The following is a 12830-nucleotide window of genomic DNA, read 5'->3' on the forward strand; positions in this document are numbered from 1 at the left end:
GGGTGGCCGAAAGACCACTCGACAACTGTCAGACGAGCTTGATCGGCGTGACCTTGCGCTGGGCATGTTTTTCCTGGGCCAACCCAAGCTTGGCGGTGATCACCTTGGCCAAGGCATTGTTGCCCAGATCGTTCAGGTGCAGGCGGTCGATGAACAGGTCGGCGCCGAACACGGGCGAGCTGTCGAGCATGCAGTTCATGTCGTAGCAGGGCACCGGGTCGGCCTGGCTTTTGATACGGCGGAAAAATGCCGAATGCAACTGTCTGTCGAATGCCCCCTCCAGTAGCCGGTCGAAGTTGGCCGGTTGTTGCTGCAGCGCGGTCAGCATGGCTTGCTCGCCGGCGGGCAGGGTATCCCGGCACCAGGGCAGCAGTGGTTGCAGGATGAAGGTGAGCGTGGCGTGGCTGTCTGCCAGCAGACGGTCCCATTGGCGCAAGGTGCGGCCAATGTTGTCGGCGGCACGGGCCAGTCGTTTTTCCGGGGAGGACAATGGCCAGCTGACCGGGGCTGTGACCACGGGAGGGGCCAGCGCCTGGCCGATGCGCCGCCACAGCGACTGCCGACGGGGTGGTGCGCAGGGCTGCATGCCTTCGCTGAAACTGTTGAGAAAAGCCTGGTAGGCCTTGGCGTGCTGCGGGTCGTTGGTACCTGCGAGGACTTCACACAGGGCTTCGTGGGCCAGGCTGTTGAGGCCACTGAGCACCACCACATGGCCGAGTTGGCCAAGGCGGTGCTGGTGGGTCAGGAACATCATCAATTCCTGGGTGGCGTTGAGCCCGCAGCCGGCCAGGCTCAGCCAGACTTCGCCCGTGAGCATCGACAGGTGCGAGGCCACCGTGTGTTCGTCGGAGCTGGCGCCGATGCCCAGGGCTGTGGAGCCGCCGACCAGCAGGTTGATGCGCGACGCACCACCGTGCTCGGCCGCCGAAAAGCGCTTGCCGGCGCAATGGCTGTAGCGCAAACCAAGTGCATCGGTGTTGATGGTGCCGGAGCGGTAGCCGGTTTCGTGCACATGCAGCATATAGGGGGCACGGCGACTGCCCAGCAGGAGAAAGCGCTGGTAGTCCTGCTGCAGCGGCGAAGGAGACGGGCGCGTATCAGTCGTGGTCATGGTCTCTCCTTCGCTTAAGCCGGGTACTTTGCAGCAGATTCAGGCCGCCAGTTCCTTGAGGTTGTACAGCAGGCCGCCGGCGGCGATCAGCAGCAGGGCGACGCCCGAGGCCAGGCTGATGATGCGGTTGCTGCGCTGCGAGGCGATCTTGCCGATGGCGAAGATGTACAGGCTGAGCACGGCGAAATCGATGGCCACCCACAGTAGCGACAGCACCACCATGCTCTTGCCGAACGATTCGGTGATCTGAATGAACTGCGGGAAGAAGGCGATGAAGAAAATGATGTCTTTCGGGTTGGAAATACCCACCATGAAGCCTTGCATCAGCCCGCCGCGCCCAGCCTTGGGGGCCTCGCTCGCCGCGTCTGACGCGGGTGCCTGCAGGGCGTCCCTCAACGTGCCCATGGCAATGTAGCCGATGAACAGGCAGCCCAGCAGGCTCATGGTGCTGAGCCATGTCTTGTCGATGGCGGCACTGGTGAGGATGATCCACGCTGCCGCGCCGATCAGCACCAGTGATGCCCAGTTGGTGCCGACGGCGGTGAACATGGCCTTGCGCGAGCCGGAGGCGGCCGCAGTGTTGACGATCAGTGCCACCACCGGACCGGGAGTGGCAATCAGTAGCAGCACGGTGAGGGCGTAGGTGGCGGTGAGTGCGGTATTCACGGTCAGTTCTCGATCAGTATGTCGGGTGTCGGCTGGTGTGCGGCATGGGCGTGGAACGGGCAGCGTGACGGGTTGAGCGAGCCTGTCTCCTGCAGTTGATACTGCTTCCACTCGTAGTTGTCGGTATCGCCGAAAAAGCCAAGGGTGTCGGGCACAACGCCGTCGTTGTAGTGGTGCACGCGCTCGCGAATGCGCTCGCGGATGCGCTTGCCACTCTCGGTGTTGGCGTTGGCCACTTCGTCGAAGTTCTCCCGCGGGTTGATGACGAAGGTGATGTGCTGGCCCAGATTGCGGCTTTTCATCTGCTGATGGCCGGGGAAGTTCATGTTGATGAACAGCGGCATGCCGGCATAGCAGAACGACCAGCCGGTATCGTCGGGATCGGCCGGGATGCCTTGAGGCCAAGGGTGCGGGTCGCGCGCATGCACGCCGCGCAGTACCTTCCAGGCCAAGGCCTGCTGCTCGGCCAGGCTACTGCCGGCTGCGGTTTCGAGAAACACCACCAAAGGGCTGCCGATGCGCTGCTTGGGTGCGATCGGTGCGACGGTGCGCACATAGTTGGCCAGGCCCTGCGCGATATCATCGGCCAGTTGCTCGGCGCGGGCGAAGAGAATGTGGCAGGTTTCGCCGTTTACCGCCTTGCGGCCAAACAGGCAGGGGAATTCGGGGTTGGCGAGAATACTGCGAAAGTGTTCTATGGTTTTGAACGTCCAGTGTTGCATGTTGTGACCATGTTCAGCGGCAAGCTCCAGCGCATCCAGGCGATAGCAATTTCCATATCCCGTAAACATGATTTCCCCAGGCGTTGATTTAAGTAAACGTTCCAGTCACATGCAGGCAGGATCTTGGTTATGTTTGTTATTTACCTGCATTTTCCGAGACGCTCTTGCCGTTGTAAAACGCGTGGAGTTATGACCTACTATTAGTCTCACTCATGCTCGGGACGCCGCCATGTCGGAACGGATTCAGGCCTTGCACGCGCTGCGTGCCTTCGAGGTGGCCTCTCGCTATGGCTCTTTCACCCGTGCTGCTGAGGAGCTGGCCCTGACCCAGGGCGCCGTCAGCCATCACATCAAGACCCTCGAAGCCCTGTTCGGCTGCGACCTGTTCGAACGTCGGGGCCCGAAGCTGAGCCTGACCGAGCACGGCCGCCTGCTTGCGCAAGAACTGAAGGTCGGCTTCAAGATCATCGAGAATGCCTGCGCACTGCTGCGGCAGGATCGCTACGGCCTGCGCCTGAAGGCGCCGTCCACGCTCACGGTGCGCTGGCTGCTGCGGGCGCTGGATGCGTTCAAGAAGGTCGAGGACAACTGCAGTGTGCAGCTTTCCAGTGTGTGGATGGATATCGACAGCGTGGACTTCTATTCCGAGCCCTACGACTGCGCCATTCTCCTGGCCAGCGGGCGATTTCCCGCCGATATCGAGAGTTTCAAGCTATTCGATGAATGGCTGATCCCGGTATGTCACCCGGATTACATGTCACAGGTGCAACCGCAACTGTCCGACCTGCCCCGATGCGAGTTCCTGCACCCGTCACCCGACCGGCGTGACTGGCGGCGTTGGCTGGCGCGAATGGATGCGCTGGACATCAGCATCGACCAGGGGCAGGTGTTCGATACCCTCGACCAGGGCATATCGGCCGCCCAGCAAGGCTTGGGCATTTCAGTGGTCGATCTGGTACTGGCCAGCACCGACCTGGCCGCCGGACGCCTGGTCACGCCTTTCAAGCATGCCGTGGCCACCGGCGACGGTTACTACATTACCTGGCTCAAGGCCAGCCCAAAAGCGAGGCAGATGCACAAGCTGCGTGACTTCCTGCTCGGCCAGGTGCCACCGCTGGCCTACAAGGACATCAACTACCTGTACGGTTGAATACCCGAGCGATCATGAAGTCGATGAATACCCGCAACTTTGGCGGCATCTGCCGCCCGGACGGCCACAGCAGATAGAAGCTGCCGCGCCGTTCCATGAAGTCGTCAAGGACACTGACCAGTGAGCCATTGGCCAGTTCGCGACCCACGTTGAAGTCCGGCAGACAGGTAATGCCGCGGTGGTTCAAGGCAAAGCAGACGCGTGTTTCGACGTGGTTGCAGACCATCGAGATGGGGATGTCATAGGCTTGCTCAGGATGCTCCTGGCGCAGCGGCCAGGTTTCCAGCTTGCCGTTGCTGGGGAAGCGATAATGCAGGCAGGTATGCGCCGCCAGGTCGCGTGGGTGCAAGGGAGTGCCGCGTTCGCGCAGGTACTCGGGCGAGGCTACCAGGCGGTGCTGAAAGTGCCCGAGGAATTTGGCGCTGAGCCGGGAATCCACCGGCTGCCCGCCGCGCATCACCACATCGAAGCCTTCGCCGACGATATCCACCATGCGGTCGGAGAAGTCCAGGTCCAGTTCTACCTGTGGGTACAGTGCCATGAACTCGGCCAGGGCCGGCATTACCAGTCTGGTCACCTGCGGCATGCTCACCCGCAGCCGCCCGCGCGGCGTTTCGCTGGCCTGCGACAGCTCCTGCTCGGTGGCTTCGATTTCGGCAAGGATGCGCCGGCTGCGTTCGAGGAACATCGTGCCCTCGGCGGTGAGGGTGATGCTGCGTGTGCTGCGGTGGAACAGGCGCACGCCCAGGCGGCTTTCCAGGCGCGCCACGCGTTTGCCCACTGCCGAGGCACTGATCCCCAGTGACTGGCTGGCGGCAACGAAGCTGCGGGTTTCGGCCACCCGGTTGAAGACCACGAAGCCGCTGAGGCTGTCCATGTCGCACTCCTGATTACGGACGCTGATGTCCTGGGTGAGCGGCATTGTAACCGTCTTTTTCCGCAATGGCCTTGTCTTGCAGACTGTTCGCCTCGTTTCTCACTCAAGGCATTTGCAATGTCCCAGACATCTTCCGCACCGTTGCTGGCTGCCAGCAACGAACGTCTGCCCGTTGGCGGACTGCTGGCGCTGGCCATGACCGGTTTCATCGCCATTCTCAGCGAAACCCTGCCGGCGGGTCTGCTCGACCAGATCGCCGATGGCATGCACATCAGCCAGGCCATGGCTGGGCAATGGGTCACGGCGTATGCCTTGGGCTCGTTACTGACCGCCATCCCGTTGGTGACGTTGACCCAAGGCTGGTATCGGCGCCGGGCGCTGTTGCTGGCGATCATCGGCTTCGTGCTGTTCAACGGGCTGACGGCCTTGTCGGACTCCAACACGCTGACCCTGGTGCTGCGCTTTTTCACGGGTGCTGCGGCCGGCCTGGCATGGGGCCTGATTGCTGGCCATGCCCGGCGCATGGTGCCGGTACCGTTGCAGGGCCGGGCCATGGCCCTGGCCATGCTCGGGCAGCCGATTGCCTTGTCGCTCGGCTTGCCGATTGCGACCTGGCTAGGAGCGGGGCTGGGCTGGCGCGCGACGTTCGTGGTCGTCACGCTGGTGGCGTTGCTGTTGGTGGTGTGGGTGTTGCGGTCGGTGCCGGACTACCCGGGGCACGCTGCCGGAAAGCGGCCGGCGGCCACGCAGGTGCTGCGCACGCCGGGGGTGTTGATCGTATTGCTGGTGATCCTCACCTGGATCCTTGGCCATAACATTCTCTACACCTATATCGTGCCGTTGCTGGCGGCGGCTGGCATGGCTGCGGACATTGGCCCTGTGCTGATGGTGTTTGGTCTGTCGGCGCTGGCCGGGATCGGCCTGGTAGGGCTGCTGGTCGACCGACACCTGCGCAAGCTGGTGTTGCTGAGCCTGGCCGGTTTTGCCTTGGCCACGCTGGCATTGGGGCAGGCATCGTCGTGGCTTGTGTACCTGAGCATCGCCTTGTGGGGAATGACCTATGGCGGCGCCCCGACCCTGCTGCAGACAGCGTGCGCCGACGCCGCAGGCCCGGGTGGTGACGTGGCGCAGTCGATGCTGGTGACGGTGTGGAACAGCGCCATTGCCCTGGGTGGGATCATTGGCGGATTGCTGCTGGCTGGGGCAGGTGTGGAGTGGTTTGGCGCGGTGGTGCTGGTGTTGATAGCCTTGGCCTGGCTGCTGGCCTGGGCGGGGCGTGGAAGCGGTTTTGTGGCGGGGAGGCGCTAAAACACTCATGCCAGGCACGACACAGGTAGAATAACGCCATCTACAGACAATCCAGAGGTCGACGCAGTGGAGTTGCAGCAGGGTTTTGTCCTGACCCGGCACTGGCACGATACGCCGGAAGGCACCTGCGTGGAGTTCTGGCTGGCCACCGATGACGGGCCGCGGCTGTTGCGGCTGGCGGCGCAGGAGTCGGTGGCTTTCATTCCTCAGGCGCAGGCCGAGCACGCCCGTGTGCTGCTGGCCAACGAACCCGGGACGAAGCTCAAGCCACTGCGCCTGAAGGACTTCGAGCATCGCCCGATGCTTGGCCTCTATACCCGCCAGCATCGCCAATTGATGCAACTGGAGCAGCGTCTGCGCACGGCCGGTATCGACGTGCTCGAGGCCGATATCCGCCCGCCGGAGCGTTACCTCATGGAGCGCTTCATCACGGCGCCGGTGCAGTTCACTGGCCAGCCTGATGCGCAGGGCGTTTACCGGGAAGCCCAGCTCAGGCCGCTGCCAGGCTATCGCCCGGCACTGCGCCTGGTGTCGCTGGACATCGAGACCAGCGAGCGTGGCGAGCTGTACAGCATCGCGCTGGAGGGCTGTGGCCAGCGCCAGGTGTACATGCTCGGTCCGGCCAACGGCGATGCCAGCGGGCTTGACTTCGACCTGGAATATTGCACCGATCGCGCCGCCTTGATCACGCGGCTCAACCAGTGGATGGCCAGGCATGACCCGGACGCGATCATTGGCTGGAACCTGGTGCAGTTCGACCTGCGTCTGCTGCATGAGCACGCCAAGTCGTTGCAGGTGCCACTGACGCTGGGGCGCAACGGTGCGGTCATGACCCTGCGCAGCCATGCCGGTGGCGGCCACGTCTTCGCCGATGCGCCGGGGCGGCTGCTGATTGATGGCATCGAGGCGTTGCGTTCGGCCACCTGGAGCTTTGCCTCGTTCAGCCTGGAGAACGTTGCCCAGACCCTGCTGGGTGAAGGCAAGGCCATCGACACGCCGTACCAACGCATGGACGAAATCAATCGCCGCTTCGCCGAAGACAAACCGGCCCTGGCGCGCTACAACCTGAAGGACTGCGAACTGGTCACGCGCATTTTCGCCCATACCCGGCTGCTCGACTTCCTGCTCGAACGTGCGTCGGTTACGGGGTTGGCCGTGGACCGCAGCGGTGGGTCGGTAGCTGCGTTCTGTCACTTGTACATTCCGCAGATGCACCGCCTTGGCTTTGTCGCGCCCAGCCTTGGCAGCCGCCCGGACGAAGCCAGCCCCGGCGGTTTTGTCATGGACTCGCGCCCGGGGTTGTACGACTCGGTGCTGGTGCTGGACTACAAGAGCCTGTACCCGTCGATCATCCGTACCTTTCTCATCGACCCGGTCGGGCTGATCGAAGGCCTGCGTCTGCCTGACGACGCACATTCGGTCGAGGGTTTTCGCGGTGGGCGTTTTTCACGCACACAGCACTGCCTGCCAGCCATCGTCGAACGGGTGTGGCAGGGCAGGGAAGCGGCCAAGCGCGAGGGCAATGCGCCGCTGTCGCAGGCCTTGAAAATCATCATGAATGCCTTTTATGGCGTGCTTGGCTCCAGCGGTTGCCGTTTCTTCGACCCGCGCCTGGCGTCGTCGATCACCATGCGCGGCCACCAGATCATGCGCCAGACCAGGTCCCTGATCGAGGCGTGTGGCTACGATGTGATCTACGGTGACACCGACTCCACCTTTGTCTGGCTCAAGGGTGCCCACGCCGAGGAAGACGCGGCGCGCATCGGCCGCGAGCTGGTGGCAAAGGTCAACCAATGGTGGCAAGCCCATCTGCACGAGACCATGAACCTGCACAGCGCCCTCGAACTGCAGTTCGAGGTGCACTACCGGCGCTTCCTGATGCCCACCATCCGCGGCACCGACGAGGGCAGCAAGAAGCGCTATGCCGGCCTGGTGCAGCGGGCCGACGGTGCTGAAGAAATGGTTTACAAGGGCCTGGAGTCGGTGCGCACCGACTGGTCACCGCTGGCCCGGCAGTTCCAGCAGGAACTCTACGGCCGTGTGTTCCGCAGCGAGCCCTACCGTGATTATGTACGCGAGTATGTACGGCGCACGTTGGCGGGCGAGCAGGACGAACTGCTGGTTTATCGCAAGCGCCTGCGTCGCCCGCTGGCCGATTACCAGCGCAACGTGCCGCCGCATGTGCGTGCCGCACGCCTTGCCGACGACTACAACAAGCGTCTGCAGCGCCCTCTGCAGTACCAGCGTGGGGGCTGGATCAGCTACGTGATCACCACCGCCGGGCCTGAGCCGCTGGAAAACCTGCAGGCACCGATCGACTACGATCACTACATCAGCCGCCAGCTACTGCCGGTGGCCGACGCCATCCTGCCCTTTGTCGGCGATGATTTCGCGCGCCTTACCGACCATCAGTTACTGCTGTTCTGAACAGGTGGTAGATAGCTAGGCGTCAGCCTGACGCTACAGTCTTCAGACTCGGCCTTCCATGTCGTCGCGGAGGCAGAGATGCAGAACAATAGCAGTCAACCATCGGCTGCGGTCGATACCCTTGCCATGGCACAAGCATGCCAGGACCACTACATCGCACAGCGGTTGCCGGCCTGGATGAAGCGGCTGAGCATGGCCGAACTCACCCTGCTGAGCGAGGCGCTGCATGAACTGCTGGCCTGCCGTGCAGGCTTGTCGTCAGCGCTGGCGCGGCTAAGCAACCTGAATGCATTTGCCCGGCCCTTGCTGCAGCAAGCGCTCGGTGCCCACGGCGACCTTGATGTCGATCGCCTGTACTTTCGCCAGCGGTACACCTTTCCCTCACACACGATCCATTATGTAACCAGTCGGCTTCCGGTTGTCGGCAGCGACTACTACGACATCCCTCTGCTCGAGGCCGCTTTGTGCAATTTCACCGCAGAGCAGCAGCGCGACCAGCCACAGGGCAATTGCCTGGTCGATGTGCGCGGCGCAAGGCGCAGTGAGCTGTCTGCACCGGGCTTTGCCAGGCTGTGTCGAGCGCTGGATCTTGGGCAGAAATACCAGGCGCATCTGGATTCGGTACTTCAGCCCGAAGTCAGGGGATTGCTGACGCGACGGCAACGCTACTGCATGCTGGTGGATGCCCTGCAGGCCAGGGCGCAGGGCATATTGAGCGCAGACGAACTGCAGTGGGTGGTGGCGCTGTGCATGAAGGACACGCTCGGTAAGCTCGAAGGCGCATCGGTTCGCGTGCGCCAGTTGGCGTTGTTCGGTTGCCGCTTGCAGCAAATCGTCGTGCTGGACGTGATCGACGCGGGCTTGCTGTTCAACACCAGCAAGCGCGTGCTGGTCTATGTACCGGGTGACCCGCACGGCCCCTGGAGCGTGCGCAGCGACCTGGAAGATTATGCCCGCCGGGTGCTTGGCAAACGCCTGCGCGAAGATGACTACCGGCGTTTCTTCAACCGCTTCGTGCGCCGACGCGATAGCCAGCGATTCTTCTCGGCCGTCAGTACGCGCCTCGATGACGTGCCCGGCTGGGCAACCCGGGACCTCGATGAGCAGACCTTTGCCTATCGCCTGCCATTGTTCGAACACCTTGCTGACGACTGGATTGCGCGGATCAAGGACGATGCTGCGATCATCGCCCCGCCCGTGGCCTTGCTTGATCGCGAGGTCCAGGCCGAACACGCCCGCCGTTTGCGTGCTGAAGGCTGGACCCTGTTGGGTGTCGCAGGGTTCTTCGTTCCGGGCATCGGCGCGGTGTTGTTGGGGGTGATGGCCTGGGAACTGCTTGAGCAGACGTTCCAGGCTGTAGGGGACTGGCAGGAAAACGAACGCAATGCAGCACTGGCGCACCTGCTGAATGTAGGCAAAGGGCTGCTGGCTGTCGGGGCAACCGTTGGCGTAGTCGCCACGGCCCGACGCGCCTGGAGTGTGGTGGACAACCTGGTACCGGCGCAGCTGGAAAACGGTGAGGAAAAACTGTGGAACGCAGACCTCGGCCCCTATCGCTGCGAAAGCCCGCCAGACACGGCGGTGCCGGACATGGAGGGTATGCACCGCCTGGGCGAGCGCCGCTGGATCAGCATGGACGGGCACTGGTATGAGATGACCTGGCACAACGACGATGAACAGTGGCAATTGCTCCCTTACCAGGGCTATGCGCCGCCGCTCCGTCACAATGGAGCCGGTGCGTGGCGGCTGTGGTGCGAACAGCCCGCCGAGTGGGGCGACTCACGCCTGTTGTTCCGCCGCCTGGGCGGGCCATTCAGCGACCTCGACGACGCGCAGATCGACCGGTCGCTGGCGATTCATGGCCTGGATGATCAGCATCTGCGGGCATGGCATGTGTATGGCCGACCGCCGGAGGCCGCGCTGCTCGACACCGTCACACGCGTGCGGCTCGCTGGCAGGATTGGTACGTTGGTCAACCAGTTGCGCGAGGGCGGTGTAACCGCAGACCCGCAACTGCTGGAGCGGGTCATGCACCTTCCACAGGCCGCCGGCAAGGACGGAGTAGCGTTGGCCGAGGTGGCTTGGGCCGGGCGACGAGAACTGCTTCAGGCGTTGTACGAAGAGCAGAATCCCGACACGGAAACTGGCCGCCTCTTACGACAGAATTTTGCCAGCCTGCACCGTTTGGCCGCGGATGAGGTGTTGCGCGATGCCAGCGAGGATGACCTGCAGCGTTTGCGTGAGACGGGGCGTGTGCCGTTGCTGATGGCCGAGGCAGCAAGGTTGCAGGTTGCGCGGATTCGAATGGCGCGGGTGTACGAGGCGCTGTGCATCGATACGCCGCAAAACCTCGACCTGGCGCGTGTGGTCCTGAACCTGCTGGTGCATGTGCCGGGGGCTGGCGGGCCGGGGTGGCGATTGTACGACGGTGATGCCAGCGAGCCGTTACTGACAGTCGAGGGATCGGCGCAGACGTTTGACCTGCTTCATCGTCATGAGCTGTTCCGCCTGCGTGCCCGAACGCACACGGTTGCCGGTGAGAGGGGCGAGTTGTTCGAGACCTTGGCAGCAGCCTATGACGACGCATCGCAAGCGGCCATCGGCCAAGGCCAGCCCTTTGTGCCTGCGCTGCGCCAGGCGCTGACCAATGTGGCTTTCGACCAACGCCAGACCGTGGTGAACCTGCTCAGGCTGGAACAGCCGAGCGGCTCGTTTCTCGCGCCGCAACGTCTTGCTGATGGCCGGATTGGTTACCCCATGGCGGGTGGCAGGCTATGGGGGGCGTTAGGGCTAAACAGGCCAAGGGCGCTTCAGGCCCGGTTGCGAGACCTGTACCCGGCCTTTAGCGACGAACAGATCGGGCGCTGGTTGGCCTCAAGTGACGCACAGGCCAGACTATCTATGCTGGAGCAGCAATATGGGATGCTCAAGAGACACTTGACCCAGTGGGCGCGCAGTGACTTGCTGTCATCAGAACTGGCCGCCCGGCGTGAGTTCAGAAAGGGGCTGATCAACTGCTGGCGCTGTCTTGTGCCGGAACTGCAAGGACAAGCAGCACTGGACGACGGGCGCTTCATGCTGACCCAGACCATCAGCCGCTTGCGCCATCTGCCGGCCCTGCCCGAGCAAGTGGGCTTTCCCCACGTCTCGATCCTGGCCTTGCGCGACATGCGCGTGGAGCACGTTCCGGATGAGTTTCTGCGGGCGTTTCCCAACTTGCGCAACCTGGAAATCACCCATTGCCGACTCACGCGTTTGCCATTGCCGCTGATGCTTGTCCAGAAGCTGGAGGTGCTCGACTTGTCTGGTAACCAGATCGCCCTTGACCAAGGCCAGGCGTTGGTCCTGGCAGATTGCCGGTCCCTGGTGTACCTGAACCTTTCAGACAACCCGCTGCGCAGGGCATTTTCCGTCCAGGCAATGACCGAGCTGAATGCCCTCTACCTGTCGAACACCCAGTTACCCGAGTGCCCCTACGGGCTGATGGACGCGCCAGAACTGCACACCCTGAACCTCAGCGACAACCGTATTTCTGAACTGCCCGAGGGTTTTCATCAATCGCAGTTGTGGCGCTCGGGCAGGGTCGAGCTTTCTGGCAATCGGCTGGGGGCCGCGCAGGACGGGTTTTCAACCTGGCATTTGCTTGAGGGCAGTCGCGTGCCTTACCGGTTGCGCATCCTGGATGCGTTGCCTGGCGAGCGTCGAGATGAAATGGCTGCACTGTGGGCCCATCTGGAGGCCGAGGAGCAATCGGAAGAGTTCTTCAATACCCTGTCGATGCTGACGGAATCGGGCGCCTTCAGCTTCTCATCGACTGCATCCGCGCTCGCGGCCCGTGTGTTCGACATGCTCCAGGCGATGTCTGAGCATGATGCCCTCAGGCAGGAGTTGTTCGAGCACGCTGCGGCGACCGGTTGCCAGGATAACGCCACCGTGCGCTTCGCCGACCTGGAACTGCGAGTGATGATATGGCGCACGAGGCACAGCGGATCTGCCCGGCCTGAACGGGGCTTGTTGAAGCTCGGTGCCCGGATGTGGCGGTTGGCGGTGCTTGAGCAAATTGCGGCTGAACATGCCCATCGGGTGGGGGCGGGCGCTGAATCGATCGAATTCGCCTTGGCCTATCGAATCGGCTTGCGCAAGTCTCTGGACTTGCCTGGCCAGCCCGATGAAATGCTCTATGCAGGTATCCCTGCCTTGAGTAAGCAGGACCTTCTCCTGGCCCGTGAAAGGGTCCTGGCGCGACAGACCCGGGAGGGCATTGCTGATTACCTGTCACGCCAGTGGTTCTGGCAGGATTACCTGCGCAAGGCTTGCGCAGTTCGCTTGCAAGTGCCCCAAGCCATGCACGCTGAGCTGGAACGGCTGATGGCGCTGGGGAATCGGGATGAGGAAATCGCACGGCTGCAGATCCGCAATCAGCAACGTGAGCATGCGGTGTTGCTGCAGTTGACGCTGGAGGCGCTGGACCGGAATACGGTGCAGCGTGTGCTCAGTTAGCGGGTGGCCGGTTGTCTGGCCGCAGGCATTAGCTATATAGCGCCTGGCGGGGAGCAGGCAATTTAGTCT

The 12830-nt window shown here is 62.9% G+C and carries 8 protein-coding genes; 4 read left to right on the forward strand and 4 right to left on the reverse strand.

Features of this window, described 5'->3' with window-relative positions; all coding sequences use genetic code 11:
• Nucleotides 1-28 precede the first annotated feature (28 nt).
• Genes FQ668_RS11970 through FQ668_RS11980 form a run of 3 tightly spaced genes read right to left on the reverse strand, consistent with a single transcriptional unit; the run spans nt 29 to nt 2568 of the window.
• Nucleotides 29-1111, reverse strand: coding sequence for a hypothetical protein (locus tag FQ668_RS11970; RefSeq protein WP_014591621.1), 1083 nt, complete (start codon nt 1109-1111; stop codon nt 29-31).
• Between the two features lie 39 nt (nt 1112-1150).
• Entirely contained in the window at nt 1151-1777 is a 627-nt protein-coding gene (locus FQ668_RS11975; RefSeq protein ID WP_003250434.1) for a LysE family translocator, read from the reverse strand.
• Between the two features lie 2 nt (nt 1778-1779).
• Nucleotides 1780-2568, reverse strand: coding sequence for a YqcI/YcgG family protein (locus tag FQ668_RS11980; RefSeq protein ID WP_014591620.1), 789 nt, complete (start codon nt 2566-2568; stop codon nt 1780-1782).
• Between the two features lie 160 nt (nt 2569-2728).
• On the opposite strand from FQ668_RS11980, the gene FQ668_RS11985 reads away from it, so the two are divergent.
• Nucleotides 2729-3649, forward strand: coding sequence for a LysR substrate-binding domain-containing protein (locus FQ668_RS11985; protein WP_014591619.1), 921 nt, complete (start codon nt 2729-2731; stop codon nt 3647-3649).
• Here the strand turns inward: FQ668_RS11985 and FQ668_RS11990 are convergent.
• Entirely contained in the window at nt 3630-4526 is an 897-nt protein-coding gene (locus FQ668_RS11990; protein ID WP_019437456.1) for a LysR family transcriptional regulator, read from the reverse strand. The genes FQ668_RS11985 and FQ668_RS11990 overlap by 20 nt on opposite strands.
• A 117-nt stretch (nt 4527-4643) precedes the next feature.
• On the opposite strand from FQ668_RS11990, the gene FQ668_RS11995 reads away from it, so the two are divergent.
• The 3 genes from FQ668_RS11995 (at nt 4644) to FQ668_RS12005 (ending at nt 12761) form a co-directional block, all read left to right on the forward strand.
• Nucleotides 4644-5834 (forward strand): MFS transporter, encoded by a 1191-nt coding sequence (locus tag FQ668_RS11995; RefSeq protein WP_019437457.1) that lies wholly within the window; start codon nt 4644-4646, stop codon nt 5832-5834.
• Nucleotides 5835-5900: 66 nt separating this feature from the next.
• Nucleotides 5901-8261, forward strand: a complete 2361-nt coding sequence (locus tag FQ668_RS12000; protein ID WP_019437458.1) for a DNA polymerase II — start codon at nt 5901-5903, stop codon at nt 8259-8261.
• 78 nt (nt 8262-8339) lie between these two features.
• Complete coding sequence (locus FQ668_RS12005; RefSeq protein ID WP_019437459.1) at nt 8340-12761, forward strand: NEL-type E3 ubiquitin ligase domain-containing protein; 4422 nt, start codon at nt 8340-8342, stop codon at nt 12759-12761.
• Nucleotides 12762-12830 lie beyond the last annotated feature (69 nt).

The organism is Pseudomonas sp. Kh14, from assembly GCF_900291005.1.
GTDB lineage: Bacteria > Pseudomonadota > Gammaproteobacteria > Pseudomonadales > Pseudomonadaceae > Aquipseudomonas > Aquipseudomonas alloputida.

Excerpts from the sequence above, each read along its gene's own strand:
- FQ668_RS11970 (WP_014591621.1), bottom strand. The coding sequence starts at position 1,111 with ATGACCACGACTGATACGCGCCCGTCTCCTTCGCCGCTGCAGCAGGAC.
- FQ668_RS11980 (WP_014591620.1), bottom strand. The coding sequence starts at position 2,568 with ATGTTTACGGGATATGGAAATTGCTATCGCCTGGATGCGCTGGAGCTT.
- FQ668_RS11985 (WP_014591619.1), top strand. The coding sequence starts at position 2,729 with ATGTCGGAACGGATTCAGGCCTTGCACGCGCTGCGTGCCTTCGAGGTG.
- FQ668_RS11990 (WP_019437456.1), bottom strand. The coding sequence starts at position 4,526 with ATGGACAGCCTCAGCGGCTTCGTGGTCTTCAACCGGGTGGCCGAAACC.
- FQ668_RS11995 (WP_019437457.1), top strand. The coding sequence starts at position 4,644 with ATGTCCCAGACATCTTCCGCACCGTTGCTGGCTGCCAGCAACGAACGT.
- FQ668_RS12005 (WP_019437459.1), top strand. The coding sequence starts at position 8,340 with ATGCAGAACAATAGCAGTCAACCATCGGCTGCGGTCGATACCCTTGCC.